Source organism: Streptosporangium sandarakinum (genome assembly GCF_013409935.1).
Classification (GTDB): Bacteria; Actinomycetota; Actinomycetes; order Streptosporangiales; family Streptosporangiaceae; genus Streptosporangium; species Streptosporangium nondiastaticum.
On sequence record NZ_JACCCO010000003.1, the window covers coordinates 1 to 18216 of the forward strand.

Sequence of the window (18216 nt, forward strand, 5' to 3'; positions counted from 1 at the left end):
GGCCCGTTCCTGGCTGCGCGAACTGGCCATCACCGGATGGCGGGGCGTCGACCACGACCTCGTCTCCGCCGCGGACCAGGTCGTCGAGGCGCTGCTGGCCGTACCGGGGCGGCGCAGGCTCGCGGTGCTGCTGGACGGCCTCGCCGCCGAGCTGCGCGCCTCCTGCCCGGTCGGCACGATGGAGCACCTGCCGGTCCGCCGCTGGGCCGACCTGTGGACCCGGGCCGTGCTGCTGTCGCACGACGCCGTCCCGTCCGGCGCCCCCCGGCCCGCGGAGACGGTGTCGGGGCGGCTGCTGATCCTCGGCGTCGACGTGCACGAGCACGGCACCGCCGTCCAGTTCCAGGTCCACGCCGTCCTGGAACCCGCCGGCGGCGGCCGGCCCAGGCTGGTGCGGACCGGCGTCACCGTCGCGAAGGTGGACACCATCACCGGTCCCGCGGTGTGGAAGCTGCCGCACCGCCACGGCGCGCTGCTGGCCGCGCTGGCGGACCGCCGCTGCCTGGACGTCACGGACCTGCCGCTGCTCGACAGCGGCGACCTGCTCTGGGACGACGACCGGGCCCTGCTGGGCAAGCCGGCCGACCCCTTCACCACCGCCCGGCTGCACCTCGCCGGCGCGCTCGCCCCGGCGGTGCCGCCCCTGGACCGCGTCCCGGTGCGCGTCGCCGAACCCGTGCTGGTGGAGGACTACCGGGTCACCAAGGACGGCTCGTTCGACCTGGGCGGCGGCGTGCTCGCCGTGGACACCGAGCGGCTGCCCGCCTGCGGCCCGCTCACCCCGAAGCTGGTGGCGGGCTCCACGGCCTGCGTCGGGCTCATCCGCTGGGACGGCGGCCGCTGGCTGCTGCAGCCGCTCGCCGTACAGGCGAAGGTGAAGAAGGAGACGGTCGAGGTCGCCACCGGCGACTGGGCGCTCGGCCCCACCGACCCCAAGGCGGTCAAGGCCGAGGCCAGGGCCGGGGACCCGGTCGCGGTGCTGCGCGAGCGAGCCGGGCGGTTGCTGCGGAAATGAGCGACGACATCCTCACGGACGAGGACATCCTCACGGACGACGGCCTCCCCGCGGGCGCCGCGCGGAACCGGCGGCAGGTGCTCTACTGGCGGCTCCTCGCCCGCCTCTTCGACCACGACGAGCAGCCCGCGCTGGAGAACGCGAGCATGGCGGTCGTCGGCGACCTCGGCCTGCCCGCGGCGCTGCTCGACCCCTCGGTGTCGGTCGACACGCTGGTGCAGCGCTTCCCCGAGCTGGCCGGCGAGTTCCGGAACCTGCTCGCGGCGGGGGAGGACGTGCCCGGTGACGAGGTGCGCAGGGCCGCCCTGGTGTCGAAGCTGCTGCTCAACGTCTTCGGCACCGGGACGGGCGACGTCACCGCGACGCAGCTGGCGGCCTGGCAGCAGGACGCCGGCTGGCTGACGCAGGCCCTCGGGGCGTGCGGCGCCCAGGGCGGTGCTCCGGGCGGCGCTCCGGGTGCCGCGGCGGGTTCCGGCGGGCCCGGCACCGGCTCCGGCGCGGGTTCCGGGACCGGTCCCGGCGGCGGCCCCGGCGCGGGCTACGGCGCGGGCGCGGGACACGGCCCCGGCACGGGGTACGGCGAGAGCGGCCGCGAGCTGTCCGGGGTGCTGGCCGACCTGGAGGCCGACCTGGTCCGCCGCATGCGGCTGCGCGAGGTCCTGGCCGACCCCGCCCTGGCGAGGCGGCTCACCCCGAGCATGTCGCTCGTCGAGCAGCTGCTGCGCGACAAGGCCAACCTGTCGGGGGTGGCGCTGGCCAACGCCAAGGCGCTGATCCGCAGGTTCGTCGACGAGGTCGCCGAGGTGCTGCGCACGCAGGTCGCCAAGGCCAGCGCGGGCGTCATCGACCGGTCGATCCCGCCCAAGCGGGTGTTCCGCAACCTCGACGTCGAGCGCACCATCTGGAAGAACCTCGTCAACTACAACCCCGAGGACCAGCGGCTCTACGTCGACCGGCTGTACTACCGGCGCACCGCCAAGCGCACCACCCCGGCCCGGATGATCGTGGTCGTCGACCAGTCGGGCTCGATGGTCGACGCCATGGTGAACTGCACCATCCTGGCCTCGATCTTCGCCGGGCTGCCCAAGGTGGACGTGCACCTCATCGCCTACGACACCCGCGCGCTCGACCTCACCCCCTGGGTGCACGACCCGTTCGAGGTGCTGCTGCGCACCCAGCTCGGCGGCGGCACCGACGGCACGGCCGCCCTGGCCCTCGCCCAGCCGAAGGTCGCCGACCCGCGCAACACCGTGGTCGTGTGGATCTCGGACTTCTACGAGTGGAACTGCGACGCCGTCTTCGCCGGGATGGAGGCGCTGCACCGCTCCGGCGTCCGGATCATCCCCGTGGGCTCGGTGAACAGCGGCGGCCAGCAGAGCGTCAACCCGTGGTTCCGGCAGAAGCTCAAGAACCTCGGCACGCCGGTCATCTCCGGCCACATCCGCAAGCTCGTCCTCGAGCTGAAGAACTTCCTCGCCTGAGAACTTTTCCCGTTTAGGAGAACCCCCTGATGAACAACGAGATGCTGCGCGCGCCCGCCGAGGTGAAGTACGCCGAGGAGCTCGACTGGCTGGAGTCCGTGGACGACGGGCCCAAGCCGTTCTCCTGGCGGCTCAGCCCCAAGATGGTCCGGCTCTTCATCCTCGGCTCCGAGCGTTCCGACGGCCTGGACCGGGAGATCCCGCAGAAGTGGTTCGGTGACCGCAGCTTCGTCGAGCGCAGCATCGTGACGCTCGCCTCCGACCGCGGCCTGCTGCTGATCGGCGACCCGGGAACCGGCAAGAGCTGGCTGGCCGAGCTGCTGTCGGCCGCCATCTGCCGCAACTCCACCCTGGTCGTCCAGGGTACGGCGGGCACCACCGAGGACCACATCAAGTACTCCTGGAACGTCTCCATGGTCATCGCCAAGGGGCAGTCCCGCGAGTCGATGATCCCCTCGCCGATCATGACGGCGATGGAGCGGGGCATGATCGGCCGCTTCGAGGAGCTGACCCGCTCGACCAGCGACGTGCAGGACGCGCTGATCTCGATCCTGTCCGAGAAGTACGTGTCCATCCCCGAGCTCGACACCGACAACACCGTGTTCGCCCGGCCCGGCTTCTCGATCATCGCCACGGCCAACAGCCGCGACCGGGGCGTCAACGACCTGTCCTCGGCGCTGAAGCGGCGGTTCAACTTCGTCCGGATCCCGGTGGTGACGAACAGGACCAGCGAGGCGGAGATCGTCCGCTTCCGCACCACGGAGCTGCTGCGCCGGCACCGCATCGAGCTGGACGTGCCGCCCACGCTGCTGGACGTCCTGCTGCAGAGCTTCGCCGACCTGCGCGCCGCCGCCGCGTCGGCCGCGAGCGAGGACGAGAAGCTGGAGTCGGCGCTGTCCACCGCCGAGCAGATCGGCGTGCTGGAGGACGCCATCCTGCACAGCCACTTCTTCGGCGACCGCGCGCTGCGCGCCGAGACGCTGGGCGGCGCCCTGGTGGGTTCGCTGGCCAGGCGTTCCCCCGAGGACCTCGCCATCCTGAACAAGTACTGGCACGGCGTCGTCGAGCCGCGCAGCCGCAAGGACGGCGGGGAGTGGACCGGCTTCCTCGAGGGCGGCCGTCAGGCGATCTCGACGCTGTCATGAGCACCTTCGACGCGCTGCGCGAGCAGCTCCTCGACGCCGCCGAGGCGTTCTCCGGCGGCGGGGACGCCCTGTCCGGCATCCTGTCCGGCATGGTCGACGACGTCGACCGGATGCTGGGCGAGAAGCTTGAGATCTTCCCGGTGTGTCACCACTCGCCGGCCTCCGCGCTGGCCATGACGCGGCGGCTGCGCGACAAGCGGCCCAAGGTCGTCTACCTGGAGCTGTGCGAGGACCTGCAGCCGCTGCTCTCCGAGCTGCGCAACTGCAGGCTGCCGGTGGCGCTGCAGGCGTTCGCCACCCGGCTGGACGGCTTCCCGGCCGGCTCCGGCCCGCTCAGCGTGGTGGCGCCGGTGACCGAGGCGTCGGCGGAGTACCAGGCCATCGCCTACGCGCTCGACACCCCCGGCGCCGAGCTGGTGCTGGTGGACCGCTCGGTGGACCACGTCTTCCAGTGGCTGCCCCGGGAGCCGGCCGACGCCGGGCCCGGGACCGTTCCGGACGGCCGTACTTCCCCGGCATCCCCGGGTTCCCCCGCCCCTTCGGGCGCTACGGCCTCCCCGGCCGGTGGCCTGGTCGGTGAGGCGGACGACGGGCAGGACGAGGAGGCGGCCCTGCACGGCGACGCCGTGGGCGTGGAGATCGGCGACCTGCGGCCCGGCTTCGCCGAACTGGAGGCGTACCTGCTGCACCACGGCAAGGTCCGCCACTGGTCGGAGTGGTGGGACCAGTACGTCGAGCAGCCGCTGGCCGGCGCGGACCACGACACCTACCGCCAGGCCATGGCGCTGGTCGGCAGCCTGTTCCGGCGGCTGCGCCCCTCGTCCGGCGACCGCCTGGCCGTCGACGAGGAACGCGAGCGCTACATGTGGGCCCGGATCCGCGAGCACCTCGCCGCGTCCGGCGCCGACCCGGCGGAGTGCCTGTACGTGTGCGGCGCCTTCCACGCCGTCAGCCGGGTCGCCGAGTTCGGCCTGGAGTCCGCCGCGCCTCCCTACACCGTCACCCCCCGCACGGCCACCCAGTGGCTGTACGGGCTCATCCCCTCCAGCCACTCGGCCATCGAGGCCCAGTTCGGCCTGGCCCAGGGGTCGGTGTCGATCGCCGCGGCGACCTGGGCCAAGGCCACGGCCCGCGGCGGCGTCACACCGTACCGGCTGGCGGGTCAGCAGGGCGGCCGCGCCAGATCCGGGAGGACCGGGAAGGCAGGGAAGGCCGGGAAGAGCGGGAATCCGGTCACGCCGGAGCCGGCCCCCGACCGGCTGTCGGGGTTCCTGGCCGCCCCGCCCGCGCTGGACGGCCTGGACGAGGACGAGCTGCGCGGGTGGTGCGTGGACATCGTGCGGCTGGCCCGCCGCAACGGCTACCTCGCCAGCACGGCCGACGCCATCGCGGTGTTCGAGACGTCGATCCTGCTCGCCGGGGTGCGCGGCCGGGCCAGGCCGACGCCGTACGACTTCGCCGACGCCGCGGTGACCTGCATCGAGAAGGACGCGGTGCCGGGCCGCCGCGACGTCCGCCGCCTGTGCGAGATCCTGCTGGGCGGCGACCGGGTCGGCGTGGTCGGCTACGAGGCGCTTCCCCCGCTGGCCCGTGACGTGTACGACCGGCTGGAGCCGCTCGGGATCGACCTGGGGCGGCGCACCCAGCAGCGGGTGCTGCTGGACCTGACGGCGAACCCGGAGCTCCGGCCGTGCTCGGACCTGCTGTGGATGCTGCGCTACCTGCTGCCCGACGACGCGGTCCGGCCCATCATGGGGGCGCGGCGCCTCGGCGAGCGGCCAATCCAGGAGAGCTGGGACCTGGCGATCGGCCGCCACCAGCGGTCGATCGTCGAGCTGGGCTACGAGGGCGTCACCATCGAGCAGGTGCTGGAGCAGCGGCTGCGCCGCAAGGTGCGGGACCCGCGGGCCACCGCGGGGACCGCGCTGGAGGCGGTGGAGGACGCCATCCTCTACCTGGGCGGCGGCCGTTTCGCCGACGAGCTGGGCGCCCGCGCGGTGGAGCTGCTGGCCGCCGAGCGCACCGTCGACGACGCCCCCGAGGTGCTGCGCCGGATCCGGCGGCTGCTGGCCCACTACCGCGCCACCGGGCCGGGCCTGCCGGCCTGGTGCGAGGCGTTCGTCACGGCAGGGTACGCCCACTACTGCACGCTGCTGCCGTCCGCCTTCGCCGACGACACCGGCGTCCGCCAGGTCGGCGCGATGCTGGGCTTCCTGTTCTCCATGGAGGGCCTGGCGCTGTCGCTGGGCTGCGACCGGACCCAGCTGGAGCTGGCCGTACGGCAGTCGCACCCGGAGGCCCCGGCCAAGGTGGCGCTGCTGTGGGCGGCCGAGACGCAGCTGGGCCTGCTGCCGCGGGACGAGCTGCGCGCCCGGTGCGACGGGCTGCTGGACAACCCGCTGGTCGTCCCGGCCTTCCCGCTCTACCTGAGCGGTTTCGTCCAGGCGCTCGACCCCGTTCCGGGTCTGGCGCCGTTCGTGGTGGAGGCGCTGTCCAAGGCGTTCGCGCGGTTGCCCGACCCCGTCCTGCTGCCATGGCTGCCGACGCTGATCACGACGCTGCGCCGGAACGTGCCGGAGTTGGTGCCGGTGCTCGTCCGGGAGGCGGGCCGTACCTTCCCCGGCGGGCTGGCCGAGCTGGACGGGTGGACCCCGCCGTGGGAGCGGCCGGCCGCGCCCGCCCGGTCCGTCCGGGCGGCGCCGGCGCCGAGCGGGCCGGTGACCGGTCTGCTGGCCCGGCATCCGGCGGCGTGCGACGCCGTGGCCGGGTTGCTCGGCTGCCCGGCCGACTGGCCGGGGTGGCCCGCGGGCGGAGTGCCGGACGCGGGGGAGGAGCGGGTGCGGGCGCTGCTCGGCCGGTATCCGGCGACGGCCGGCGCGGTCGCGGCGCTGCTCGGCGGCTGAGCTTCCGGGTCCGGTCGTCCCCGGGAGCTCAGGTGGCGGGGACCGCCCGGGTGATCGCGGCGGGCGCGGGTCTCACGACGGTGCGGCCCGCGCGGCTCAGCCGAGCTCGTAGTCCAGGTGGTAGGAGTGGGCGCCGTCGTCGTTGACGATCTGCCCTCCGCCGCGGAGGCCGGCCAGCCCGCCGGTGCCCGAGCCGGGGAGGACGGTCCAGCTCAGGGCCGACTCCCCGGCGTGGGAGGTGGCGTTGTGGTGCAGCACGAAGGTGCCCTCGCGGCCGTCGAGGGCGCCGGTGAACCGCTCGAAGCCGGCATAGGCCGCGGAGTCCTCACTGACGACGCCGGTGATGATGTCGGTGGTGCTGGTGCCCTTCAGGCCGCCGTCGAAGGTCTTGACGATGTGGACCCGGGAGAGCGCGGCCCCCTCCGCCTCGTCGTAGGGGTCGGGCTCCCAGCTGTCGATGGAGAAGGTGCCGGTGGCGCGGGGCATGGATGGGCTCCTCGGTCGTCGTACGGCACGGGCCCGGTCTTCCGCGCCCGTGGAACGGCACCCATCCTGCCGCCCGTACCTGCCAATCCCTGTCAGGTACGGGCCGCGCGGGGCCCGGACATGGCGCGAGCCGTACGGGTGGGGGGCGTCCCGTACGGCTCGCGCGTCTGTGGGGGGTGCCGGGAGATTCCCGGGGTGCTCTGTCAGGACCCGGTGACCTCGGCGAAGTGGCAGGCCACGGGGTGGCCGTTGCCGCGGTCGACGAGCGCGGGCTCCTCGGTGGCACAGATGTCCTGCGCCTTCCAGCAGCGGGTCCGGAAGCGGCAGCCGCTCGGCGGGTTCAGCGGGCTCGGCACGTCACCGGTGAGGATGACGCGCTCGCGGGCGCGCTCCTCCTTCGGGTTGGCCATGGGGGCAGCCGACAGCAGCGCCTGGGTGTAGGGGTGGGCGGGACGGTCGTACAGGTCGTCCCGCTGGCCGGTCTCCACGACCTTGCCGAGATACATCACCGCGACCCGGTCGGAGATGTGCCGCACCACCGACAGGTCGTGGGCGATGAAGATGTAGGCCAGCCCCATCGCGTCCTGCAGGTCCTCCAGCAGGTTCACCACGCCCGCCTGGACCGACACGTCGAGCGCGGACACCGGCTCGTCGAGCACCAGCAGCTTCGGCTCCAGGGCCAGGGCCCTGGCGATGCCGACCCGCTGGCGCTGGCCGCCGGAGAACTCGTGCGGGTAGCGGTTGCCGTGCTCGGGGCTCAGGCCGACCAGCCGCAGCAGCTCGGCGACCCGGTCGGGGCCGCCGTCCTTCCAGCGGTCGTGGACCTTCAGCGGCTCGGCGATGATGTCGTTGACCGGCATCTTCGGATTGAGCGAGGCGTAGGGGTCCTGGAAGACGATCTGCATGTCGCGCCGCACGGGCTGGAGCTCCTTGACCGACATGGTGGTCAGCTCCTGGCCCTGGAAACGCACCGAGCCCGAGGTGGGCTTGTGCAGCTGCAGGATCGCCCGGCCCGTCGTGGACTTGCCGCAGCCCGACTCGCCCACCACGCCGAGGGTCTCGCCCTCGTCCACGTGCATGGACACGCCGCTGACCGCCTGGACCTGCGCCACCACCCGGCGCAGGAAGCCGCCGCCGCGGACCGGGAAGTTCATCACCAGGTCCTCGACCTTGAGCAGGTGGTCACCGCTGTCCGGCTCCCGCTGCGGGGCGGGCGTCTCCTCGGTCGTCACACTCATGCCTTGGTCTCGCTCTCGGTGCGGAAGAACACGGTCGGATCCTCGACCGCGGCCAGCCGGTCCCAGTGATGGCAGGCCGCGAAGTGCCCGCCGCCGTCGGTCTCGGCCAGCTCCGGTTCGGCGGTCCGGCACACCTCGTCGGCCAGCGGGCAGCGCGGCGAGAAGGGACAGCCGGTCGGCAGGTTGATCAGCGACGGGGGAGTGCCCTTGATCGGCCGGAGCCGGCTACCGGAGTTCTCCAGCGACGGGATCGACCCCAGCAGGCCCGCCGTGTACGGCATGCGGGGCTCCTCGAAGACCGGGTCGGTCTCACCGATCTCGACCGGCCGCCCGGCGTACATCACCAGCACCCGGTGGGCCATGCCCGCGATGACGCCCAGGTCGTGGGTGATGAGCACGATCGCCGCGTTGACCGCGTCCTTGACCTCCAGGAGCTTCTCCAGGATCTGCGCCTGGACGGTCACGTCGAGGGCCGTGGTCGGTTCGTCGGCGATGATGACGTCCGGGTTGTTGATGACCGCCATGGCGATCATCGCGCGCTGGCGCATGCCGCCGGAGAACTCGTGCGGGTAGCTGCGCAGCCGCGCCTCGGCCTGCGGGATGCCGACGAGGTCGAGCATCTCCTTGGCACGGGCCAGCGCCGTCTTGCGCGGCATCAGCTCGTGCGCGAGCACCGCCTCGGCGAGCTGGTCGCCGACCGTGTGCACCGGGTTGAGCGCGGTCATCGGGTCCTGGAAGATCATCGCGATCTTGCGGCCGCGCAGGCTCCGCTGCTTGCGGGGCGACATCTTGAGCATGTCGTCGCCGCGGAACAGGATCTGGCCCTTGATCCGGGCGCTCTTGGGCAGCAGGCCCATGACCGCCATGGAGGAGACCGACTTGCCGGAGCCCGACTCGCCGACGATGCCCAGCACCTCGCGCTCGCGCAGGCTGTAGGAGACGCCGCGGACCGCGTGCACGACGCCGTCCTCGGTGGGGAACTCCACGGTCAGGTCCTGCACCCGGAGGATCTCGTCCTCCGACGGGGGCCGTACGGCGTCCCGCTGCAGGCCGACGTGCACGTCGCCCGCGGAGTCGAGGATGGTGCTGGGGATGTCGTAGGTGTGAACGTCGCCCTTGCGGGGTTCGATCGGCACGTTGGGAGGAGTCGTCATCAGGCACGCACCCGGGTCTGTCGTGGATCGAAGGCGTCGCGCAGGCCGTCGCCGATGAAGTTGATCGACAGCGCGATCGCGATGATGAAGATGCCCGGCCACCAGAACAGCCACGGGCGGGTGCTGAACGCGGTGCGGTACTCGTTGATCAGCTGGCCGAGAGAGGTGTCGGGGGCCTGCACGCCCAGGCCGAGGAACGACAGCGCCGACTCCAGCAGCACCGCGTTCGCGGTGGCCAGCGTCGCGCTGACCACGATCACGCCGATGGTGTTGGGCAGGATGTGCCGGAAGATGATCCGGCGGGCCGGGGTGCCGACGGCGCGGGCCGCCTCCACGAACTCCTTCTCCCGCAGCGAGAGGAACTCGCCGCGCAGCAGACGGGCCATGGTGGGCCAGATCGTCAGGCCGAGGACGATGCCGAGCGGCACCACGCCGGCGTCACCGAACCTGCGGCCGAGGACGGCGGCGATGACCAGGACCGGAATGGTGATCATCACGTCGGTGACGCGCATCAGGACGGCCTCGACGCGCCCGCGGTAGTAGCCGGCCACCGCGCCGACGATGGCGCCGACCAGGGTGGCCACGATGCCGACCAGGAAGGCCACGATGATCGACTGCTGGACGCCGCGCATGGTCTTGGCGAAGTAGTCGACGCCGATGTCGTCCTGGCCGAAGGGGTGGTCGCCGATGCTGAACGGGGACAGGCTGAGCGTCGGCTTGCCCTGGTTCACCAGCGCCCCTGTGGTGATGTAGCTCTGGTCCCACCAGCCGGGGATGCCGGCGAAGCCGATGGAGCTGAACGCCAGCACGAGGACCAGGCCGAAGACGATCATTCCGGCCAGCGCGGCCCGGTGCCGGAAGAACCGCCGGCGCACCATCTGGGCCTGGGTGCGGGCGACGATCGTCATGCCCTGCTCGACGGCGCCGTCCGGTGCCTGCGTGTCTGCGCTGAGTGTCATGAGTGGGTCTCCGATGCTTTCACGACAGCCGGATGCGCGGGTCGAGGTAGGCGTAGAGGATGTCGGCGATCATGTTGAACACGACCACCGCGGTCCCGGTGACGATGAAGAACGCCATGACCGGCCCCGGGTCCACCTCCTGGAGGCCCTTGGTGAACATGAAGCCCATGCCGCGCCAGCCGAAGACGTTCTCGGTGACCACCGCGCCGCCGATCACGCCGGCGAGGTCGAAGGCCATCATGGTGGTGACCGGGATCAGGCCGTTGCGGAAGGCGTGCTTGAGGACGACGGTGCGCTCGGGGAGGCCCTTGGCCCGGGCGGTGCGCACGTAGTCCTGGTTCATGACCTCCAGCATGCTGGCCCGGCTGAACCGGGTGTAGGTGGCCAGCGAGATCAGGATGAGGGCCAGGGTGGGCAGCAGCAGGTGGCCGGCGCTGTCGAGGCCGGTCTGCCAGAAGTCGCCCTGGTAGTTGGGGGTGCGGGCGCCGATCGTCGAGACGGGGCGGTGACGCACGGAGGCGCTGAAGCCGGCGAACGCCTGGAGCATCCGGTCCAGGAAGACCATGGCGCCGGTGAACACGCCGGTCAGCGTGGCGGCGGTCATCGCCTGGCGGCGCTGCAGGCCGCCGAGGGCGTAGCCGAGGCCGAGGCAGACGGCGATGGTCAGCAGCAGCAGGCCGCCGATCTCCAGCCAGGTCGGGTCGGCCAGTACGGGGCCGAGGACCTGCGAGCAGATCGCGCCGATCACGGCGGCGGCGAGGGCGGCGTACAGCGGGCCGCGGTACTGCAGGCCGGCGGCCAGGGCGGTGAAGCCGACCGCGGTGGCCAGGCCGAAGGCCAGGATCAGCGGGGTGCCCAGACCGGGATCGGCGAACCAGCGGGTCACCGACAGGATGGTGAACAGCGCGCCGCTGACCACGAGGCCGACGGCGAAGGCGACGAGCCGGCGCCTGCGGTCACCGACGGTGAGCGCGCCGAAGATCAGGCCGCCGAGGAGGGCGAGGGCGCCGATCACCACGGGCGGGATGACCGGGTCCTTCAGCCAGTTGTTGAACTCGATGGCGACGTACTGCTTGAGCATGACCGCCACCCAGAAGAGCGGCAGGGAGAAGCAGATGAAGGCGGCGAAGGTGACGGTGTAGTCGAAACCGCTGTACTGCCGGAGCGCGGAGATGATGCCGATGACGATGCCGACCGTGATGGCCAGCACGGTCGCGGCGAGCACGAGCTGCAGGGTCGCCGAGAGCGCGTCGCTCAGGATGGGGGCGAGGGCCTGGCCGTCGCGGTTCACGCCGAGGTCGCCGCGGACGATCCGGCCCAGCCAGCCCAGGTAGCGGAGCACGACGGGGACGTCGAGCTGCATCCGCTCGGACCGCTCGGCGATCTTGGTGAGCTTCTGGGGGCTGTTGTCCTGGCGGAGGTCCTCAAGGGGGTCGCCCGCGAACGCGGTGAGGACGTAGATGATGAAGGTCGCCGCCAGGAGGACGAAGAACGAGATGACCAGTCTCCGCGCGATGAAGACGATCACTTCGTCACCTCCCGTTCATGGAAGAGGGACTGCGTGGATCAGGGCCGGGACCGGGAGGGCTTGTGGCCTTCCCGGTCCCGGCCCCGTGGGGACTGCTGTTTTCCGTCAACCGCGGTCGTGGCCGTGGCCGTGGCCCGCGGTCAGAGCGGGTGGAACTACTCGATCGTCCACTTGTCCATGTTCCAGCTGATGCCGGCCTGGGTCGGGTTCGGGACGACGTTGTTGACGCCCTCGGACCACGCGGTCAGGTTCGGGTTCTCGTACAGCGGGATCGTGGCGAGGTCCTGCCACATGATCTTCTCGGCCTCGGCGACGAGCGGGGTCTGCGCGGCCTTGTCGGTGGTCGCGTTGACCTTCTTCAGCAGCTCGTCGACCTTCTTGTTCGAGTAGCAGCCGTTGTTGTTGCCCTTGTGCTCGCTGTCGCACTTGCTGGGCGAGGTGTACGTCGAGGTGCTGCCGCTGATCAGGTCGGAGCCGATCCAGCCGAACAGGGCCACGTCGTAGGTGTTGTTGGTCAGGCCGTTACCGAAGAAGTTCTCGTCGCCGTTGTCCTTGATCTTGAAACCGGCCTTGTTGCAGGAGTCACTGATCAGCTGGGCGACCGAGGTGCGGCGGGGGTTCGGCGACTGGTAACCGATCTTGACCTCGAGGCCCTCCTTGCCGGCCTTCTTCAGCAGGGCCTTGGCGCCCTCGATGTCGACCTGGTCGTACTTCTTGTCCTCGCCGCCGATGCCGTTGACGACGTCGGCGTAGTTCGGCTGGACGCTGGCGACCAGGCGGGTCTGGAGGATGGCGGCGTTCGGGTTCAGCGGCTTGATCAGGTTGTCGACGATCAGCTGCCGCGGGACGCACTTGGCGAAGGCCTCACGCAGGGTGCGGTCCTTGAACGGGCTGGAGTCCATGTTGAAGTCAAGGTGGTCGTAGAAGTACTGCGGACCGGTCTTGACGGTGACGCCCTCAAGGGCGTTCAGCTGGTTGAGCACGTCCGGGCCGGGCTGCGGCACGGCGATGTTGACCTCGCCGTTCTGCAGCGCCTGGGCCTGCTGGTCGAGCGCGATGAAACGCTCGACGACGGTCTGCACCTGCGGCTTGGGGCCCCAGTACTTGTCGTTGGCCACGAAGGTCAGCGACTGGCCGGCGTCGAACTTGGAGAGCTTGTACGGGCCGGAGGAGGGGATCAGGTCCTCGCTGAGCAGCTGGCCCTTCATGACCCAGCCGTCGTTGTAGAACTTGATCGCGTCGGCGAGCTTCTTGGCGTCCTTCTTCTTGACGGCCTCGATGAACTCGTCCTCCGACAGACCGCCCTTCTTCTCCACCACCTGGGCCGGCATGATCTGGCCCACGGAGTACAGCGCGCCGGCCCAGTCACCGAACGGCTCGGAGTAGGTGTGGGTGATCTCCTTGCCGCCCTTTTCACAGTTCGGCACGTCGGTGAGCTCGTAGCCGGTGGTGCCGGCGGTGGAGAAGCCCTTGATCTTGCCGGAGTTGGCGGCCCAGGCCAGCATCAGGTCGTCGCAGTCGATCGGCGTGCCGTCGGACCAGACGGCCGCGGGGTTGATCGTGTACTTGACCTTCAGCGGGTCGTCGGAGATCTTCTCGAAGGTGCCGAAGTCCTTGTCCGGGGTGACCGTGCCGTCGCCGCCGTAGTACCAGAAGCCGGTCAGCACGCGCTGCAGCGGCAGGTTGTTGCGGGAGGAGTTCTCCGCGCCGGTGTTGCCGTTGTAGGAGCTGAACTCCTGGTCGAAGGCGAAGGTGATCGTCTTCCCCGCGCCGGAGGACGACGAGGCTGCGGCCGAGCCCGACGTGGTGGGCTTGCTCGCCGAGTCGGTGCCCGCGCAGGCGCTCAGCAGGAGTGCACCTCCTGCCACTGCTACTAGAAACTTGCCAGATGTCCGCGCATGGAACACGGCAGCACTCCTTTAATTGTCCGGTCTGGGGTCAGCCGCCAGCAATGGTCGAACAAAGCTGAGCACCGGGAGTCTCCCCTGGACAAGTGGGGCGACTTGGGTGTTGCAGACCTGATACCGGCGACGTCCCATCTTGTAACAAAGCAGGCCGGTAATCGGGAAACTACACAATTGCGAAAATAGGGCGGAAAGTTCCCTTTGTCTGAAAAGTCCGTTATATCCCCTAACGCATGGTGTTCGACTGTGGTGCGGCGGGAGGGCGGTGGTGGAGGAGTCCCAGGTGGACGGTCTGTCGGGGTGTCGGTGAGGTCGATCTCGCTCACTTTCCGTGACCGGGCGGGTGCCGGGTCTCCGTTCCGCCGGTGTGGACCCGACGGGGTCGGGGTGATCCCCGGCGGAACGCGCGGAAGGACTCGCTTCGGGCGCGGGAGGGGTCGTCGGTGGAGTTCGGGTGTGGTGGGGGGAGGGCTTCCGGGTGGAGTCCGGCGCGCGCGGCCGGAAGGTGCAGGATTTCCTTCCGTCCGACCTTTTCGGGGGATGACAAGCGGTCGAACCGGTCTGTGGAAGGATTTCTTCTTTCCGGTCCGCGCCTGATCCGTGATCGCCGCTTTCCTTCGGCCCTTTCTGCTATTAAGCGCCGTTAATATCCTTTGTGTCTTATGACTCTTTCGTCCGGATTTCGCGGTCCGACGCCCGGGCATCCCGCCGTGCCGGGCGGATCCCCGGTCCCGGCACCCTCGCCGGGCGGGCACCCTGGAAGGCGTGAACGAGTCGAACGGACAGCGGGGCGGGTACGGCGCCGCGGAGGACATCGAGGTCGCGGGGACCACGGGGGCCGCGGACGGCGGGGAGACGGCCGCGGCGGCCGGGCGGCCACGGCGGGACGAGGACGCGGCCGGGCAGCGGGTGCTCCCGCTCGTGGTCCGGATCGAACGGGCGACCCCGCCCGAGCGCACCGACGCCCTGGAGGCGGCCGCCCTGGCCGTGCTGACGCTGCTCGACGCCCCGCAGGCGGCCCCCGGCGGCGAGTGGGCCGAGGCGGTCCGCGCCTGGGAGGACGGCCGGATCAGGAAGGTCGTACGGCGGGCACGCGGAGCCGAGTGGCGCCGGGTGCTCGCCCTGCCCGGCCTCACCGTCACCCACGGCACCGCCGAGGTCCGGGTCCACCCGCCGGTCCCGCTCGACGCCTGGCCCAGGGACCTGTCGCGTCTCCAGGTCTCCGGCACCGACCTGTCCGACTCCGCCGAACCGGCACCGCCCGAGCCGGGGGAGCCGGTCCTGTGGGTGAACCCGGGCCTTTCGATGTCGGCGGGCAAGGCGATGGCCCAGGCCGGGCACGCCGCCCAGCTCGCCTGGTGGGCCGGCGACGAGGCCGCGCGCCACGCCTGGCGGGAGCGCGGCCTGGCGGTGGCCGTGCGGACCGCCGCGCCCGGCGCCTGGGAGGCACTGGCCGGTTCCGGCCTGCCCGTGGTCAGGGACGCCGGGTTCACCGAGATCGAGCCCGGCTCCCGCACGGTCGTCGCGGACGTCCCGTGGCTGCGCCGAGGCGAGCCGTACCCCGCGGGTGCGAGGCCGTCCGGACGGTCCTGATGTGCGACCCGCCCGGAGATCCCGGGAACCGGGAGGCGGAGCGGGGGCCCGGAGCGGGTCCGTGCGGTGGCCCGCCTTTGGGCAGGTGCCGTACCAAACGTGAAAAAACCACTCGTTTTCTAAGTGTGATGGGTATCCCGCACGGGATAAGCCGATTTGTCGTACGCTCCCGATCGTGCTCGATGGGGTGGGTGGGACCGGAGGGACCCGTGGGACGGGTTCCGTGCCGACATACGTGGTGGCCGAGGCGGAGACCTCCGAGTTGCCGAAGATCGTCGTCGAGCCCGGGCCCAAGCACCCTCCGGTCTCACCGGTGAAGCGGTCCCGCATCGGCGACCTGCCGATGCGGGTGATCTACCGGTTCCTGGCCGTGACCGTCGCCGTGGTCGTGGCCGCCGTGGCGGCGGTGATCGGCTTCATGTCGTCCGGCTCCTCAGACCGACCGGGCGGAGAGGCGCCGGGGCCGATCGCCGCGCCATCTGCCGCGACGCCCCAGCCCGGTCCCAGTTCATCGCCCGAGCCGCCGTCGGCGTCCTCCTCGGCGTCGGCCTCCCCGTCCGCCGCGCCGACCGCGAGCGCGACCCCCGCCACGCCGCCCCGGAGCGCCGCGGTGCTCGCCGCCCTGGCCGACCCCCGCGTCCCCGAGCTGCCGGACGACAAACGGCTCGGCCGGCTGCCCGGCAAGCCGCACGCCACCAAGCGCCGGATCCGGGACACCCGCTCCGGGGTGTCGCTGGTCCGCTTCGGCAAGCCGTGGAAGGGCTACGGCACCGCGCCGTTCGCCACCAAGCAGGTCCTGCCGAAGGCCAGGGGCGCGGCCACCCGCGCGATGCTCGTGAGCTGCCCGGTGCCGATCAACGTGCAGGAGACCGTCAAGGACACCGCGCTGCTGGCCGCACGCTGGACGCTCAACCACCACCCCCGCGGCGGGAAGATCACCTGGACGGCATCCCAGCCGATCAAGGACGGCTGGATGCTGGCCTACCAGGTGAGATACAAGGTCAAGGGCAAGTCCCGCCGTTCCATGGCCGCGGTCGCGGTGAAGGAGATCCCCGGCGCCGCCAAACCGGCCCTCGTCTTCGTGACCATCCCCGACGCCCAGCGCTCCCGCTGGCGCGACATCAACACCGCGATCTCCTCGATCTCCACGGTCAAGCCGGAGTAGGCCCGGCCGCGTCGTCCGCGCGGGAGCGGCCGTCCGCTCCGGATCCGGCGCCTCCCGCCGGCGCCGTGCCCGCCCGCGGAAGGGACCGTCCCTCGCCCGTCACGGCGGACGCTAGGCTCGGCAGACGTGACCAGGATCGTTCTCGCCTCAGCCTCGCCCGCCCGTCTCGCCCTCCTGCGCAGCGCGGGGCTCGACCCCGAAGTCATCGTCAGCGGCGTCGACGAGGAGGCCGTCACGGCCGACACCCCGGGCGAGCTCTGCCTCACCCTGGCGCGCGCCAAGGCGGCGGCCGTGGCGCGTGACGTGACCGACGGCCTGGTCATCGGCTGCGACTCGATGCTGGAGCTCGACGGCCGGGCCTACGGCAAGCCGTCCTCGCCCGAGGAGGCCGTCTCCCGCTGGCGGTCCATGCGCGGTCGTGAGGGCCGCCTGCTCACCGGCCACTGCGTGATCGACACCGCGAGCGGCGCGCAGGTGTCGGAGGTGGGGGCCACGGTGGTGCGCTTCGGAGCGCCCTCCGACGAGGAGATCACCGCCTACGTCGCCACCGGCGAGCCCTGCCGGGTCGCGGGCGCCTTCACCCTGGACGGCCCCGGCGGCTGGTTCGTCGAGGGCATCGAGGGCGACCACGGCAACGTCCTGGGCATCTCCCTGCCCCTCCTGCGCCGCCTCCTCGCCACGCTGGGGGTCTCCGTGCCGGGCCTGTGGCGGCAAGCCTGACCTTCGGCCGGGGACGCTCCGGCCGGAGACGACGGCGTCGTACGGTGATCGGCCACTCCCGCTAATCTTCCGGCCATGGGTCATTTCCGCTCCTTCGCGAAGGGCGCCGGTTTCTTCCTCCAGGGACTGCGCTGGGTCGCGCGCAATCCCCGGTGGTGGCTGTTCGGTCTGGTCCCGGCGCTGATCGCGTTCGCGCTCTACGCCGTCGCGCTCTACTTCCTCGGTTCCAACGCGCGGGACATCGCCGAATGGATGACGCCGTTCGCCGCAGGGTGGGGGGAGGCGGCGCGCACCGCGCTGTACACCCTGCTCGGCGTGGCCCTCTTCGGCGCCGGAGTGGTCCTGGCCGTGGTGACCTTCACCGCGGTGACCCTGATCCTGGGCGGGCCCTTCTACGAGAAGCTCTCCGAGAAGGTCGAGGAGAGTCACGGGGAGCTGCCGGAAGGGCCCGACGTCCCGCTCTGGAAGTCGATCCCCCGCTCCATCGGGGACAGTCTGGTCATCCTGGGCTACACGCTGCTGTTCACGATCCCGCTGTTCTTCCTCGGTTTCGTGCCGGTGGTCGGTCAGACGGTGGCGCCGGTCCTGGGCGCGCTCGTCTCCGGCTTCTTCCTCACCGCCGAGCTCACCACGCTGGCCATGGAACGCAGGGGCATGCGGCGCGGGACACGCTTCGCCCTGCTCAAATCGGACAAGGCGGCCGTGTTCGGGTTCGGGGTGCTGCTCTTCCTCATCTTCCTGATCCCGCTGGCAGCGGTGGTCGCGATGCCGGCCGCCGTGGCGGGAGCGACGGTCATGGTGCGGACGCGCCTGGTGCCCGCGGAGCCTCTCCACCGGCGGGACTGACACCGGGCCTCCGTGCCGGACGCGATGCGTCCTGGAACCCGTGCGGCACGCCCCGGGCCCCGGCGACATGTCCCGGGAC

At 71.5% G+C, this 18216-nt stretch carries 14 protein-coding genes; 8 read left to right on the forward strand and 6 right to left on the reverse strand.

The genetic code is table 11. From position 1 onward, the window contains the following. From HDA43_RS26640 to HDA43_RS26655, 4 genes are all read left to right on the forward strand, one after another. A partial coding sequence (locus HDA43_RS26640) for a hypothetical protein (RefSeq protein WP_179826553.1) occupies positions 1–1015 on the forward strand: 1015 nt, incomplete at its 5' end. Continuing rightward, positions 1012–2496 carry a vWA domain-containing protein gene (locus HDA43_RS26645; RefSeq protein ID WP_179826555.1) on the forward strand — a complete coding sequence of 495 codons (1485 nt, stop codon included), beginning with the start codon at positions 1012–1014 and terminating at the stop codon, positions 2494–2496. The genes HDA43_RS26640 and HDA43_RS26645, both read left to right, overlap by 4 nt. A gap of 29 nt (positions 2497–2525) precedes the next feature. Further along, on the forward strand, positions 2526–3641 hold the full coding sequence (locus HDA43_RS26650; RefSeq protein ID WP_179826557.1) for an ATP-binding protein: 1116 nt from the start codon (positions 2526–2528) through the stop codon (positions 3639–3641). After that, positions 3638–6544, forward strand: a complete 2907-nt coding sequence (locus HDA43_RS26655; protein WP_179826559.1) for a DUF5682 family protein — start codon at positions 3638–3640, stop codon at positions 6542–6544. The genes HDA43_RS26650 and HDA43_RS26655 overlap by 4 nt, the downstream gene beginning before the upstream one ends. Before the next feature lie 96 nt (positions 6545–6640). Here HDA43_RS26655 and HDA43_RS26660 read toward each other — a convergent pair whose 3' ends face one another. From HDA43_RS26660 to HDA43_RS26685, 6 genes are all read right to left on the reverse strand, one after another. Further along, the gene (locus HDA43_RS26660) at positions 6641–7030 is read right to left on the reverse strand and encodes a DUF3224 domain-containing protein (protein ID WP_179826560.1); all 390 of its coding nucleotides are present in this window, start codon (positions 7028–7030) and stop codon (positions 6641–6643) included. A 203-nt stretch (positions 7031–7233) separates the two neighbouring features. Continuing rightward, complete coding sequence (locus HDA43_RS36520) at positions 7234–8268, reverse strand: ABC transporter ATP-binding protein (RefSeq protein ID WP_218912650.1); 1035 nt, start codon at positions 8266–8268, stop codon at positions 7234–7236. Further along, positions 8265–9422 (reverse strand): ABC transporter ATP-binding protein, encoded by a 1158-nt coding sequence (locus HDA43_RS36525; RefSeq protein ID WP_179826562.1) that lies wholly within the window; start codon positions 9420–9422, stop codon positions 8265–8267. Before HDA43_RS36525 ends, HDA43_RS36520 begins: the two co-directional genes overlap by 4 nt. Continuing rightward, a complete protein-coding gene (locus HDA43_RS26675) occupies positions 9422–10381 on the reverse strand; it encodes an ABC transporter permease (protein WP_179826563.1) in 960 nt (319 codons plus the stop codon). The genes HDA43_RS36525 and HDA43_RS26675 overlap by 1 nt, the downstream gene beginning before the upstream one ends. Before the next feature lie 19 nt (positions 10382–10400). Then, positions 10401–11909 (reverse strand): ABC transporter permease, encoded by a 1509-nt coding sequence (locus HDA43_RS26680; protein WP_179826565.1) that lies wholly within the window; start codon positions 11907–11909, stop codon positions 10401–10403. Positions 11910–12064: 155 nt separating this feature from the next. Then, positions 12065–13777 carry an ABC transporter family substrate-binding protein gene (locus HDA43_RS26685; RefSeq protein WP_312873557.1) on the reverse strand — a complete coding sequence of 571 codons (1713 nt, stop codon included), beginning with the start codon at positions 13775–13777 and terminating at the stop codon, positions 12065–12067. A gap of 801 nt (positions 13778–14578) precedes the next feature. Between HDA43_RS26685 and HDA43_RS36530 the strand changes: the two genes are divergently transcribed. The 4 genes from HDA43_RS36530 to HDA43_RS26705 all read left to right on the forward strand — a co-directional run bounded on the left by HDA43_RS36530 (position 14579) and on the right by HDA43_RS26705 (position 18137). Further along, positions 14579–15406 (forward strand): peptidyl-tRNA hydrolase, encoded by an 828-nt coding sequence (locus HDA43_RS36530; protein WP_312873558.1) that lies wholly within the window; start codon positions 14579–14581, stop codon positions 15404–15406. 223 nt (positions 15407–15629) lie between these two features. Continuing rightward, positions 15630–16571: a hypothetical protein gene (locus HDA43_RS26695; protein WP_179826569.1), complete on the forward strand. Its 942-nt coding sequence runs from the start codon at positions 15630–15632 to the stop codon at positions 16569–16571. 126 nt (positions 16572–16697) lie between these two features. Further along, complete coding sequence (locus HDA43_RS26700; RefSeq protein WP_179826571.1) at positions 16698–17291, forward strand: Maf family protein; 594 nt, start codon at positions 16698–16700, stop codon at positions 17289–17291. A gap of 75 nt (positions 17292–17366) precedes the next feature. After that, a complete protein-coding gene (locus HDA43_RS26705; protein WP_179826573.1) occupies positions 17367–18137 on the forward strand; it encodes an EI24 domain-containing protein in 771 nt (256 codons plus the stop codon). Positions 18138–18216 lie beyond the last annotated feature (79 nt).

Bases quoted from the DNA above. Each gene is read 5' to 3' on its own strand.
- HDA43_RS26650 (WP_179826557.1), top strand. From the start codon at position 2,526: ATGAACAACGAGATGCTGCGCGCGCCCGCCGAGGTGAAGTACGCCGAG.
- HDA43_RS36520 (WP_218912650.1), bottom strand. From the start codon at position 8,268: ATGAGTGTGACGACCGAGGAGACGCCCGCCCCGCAGCGGGAGCCGGAC.
- HDA43_RS26705 (WP_179826573.1), top strand. From the start codon at position 17,367: ATGGGTCATTTCCGCTCCTTCGCGAAGGGCGCCGGTTTCTTCCTCCAG.
- HDA43_RS26675 (WP_179826563.1), bottom strand. From the start codon at position 10,381: ATGACACTCAGCGCAGACACGCAGGCACCGGACGGCGCCGTCGAGCAG.
- HDA43_RS36525 (WP_179826562.1), bottom strand. From the start codon at position 9,422: ATGACGACTCCTCCCAACGTGCCGATCGAACCCCGCAAGGGCGACGTT.
- HDA43_RS26655 (WP_179826559.1), top strand. From the start codon at position 3,638: ATGAGCACCTTCGACGCGCTGCGCGAGCAGCTCCTCGACGCCGCCGAG.
- HDA43_RS26645 (WP_179826555.1), top strand. From the start codon at position 1,012: ATGAGCGACGACATCCTCACGGACGAGGACATCCTCACGGACGACGGC.
- HDA43_RS26660 (WP_179826560.1), bottom strand. From the start codon at position 7,030: ATGCCCCGCGCCACCGGCACCTTCTCCATCGACAGCTGGGAGCCCGAC.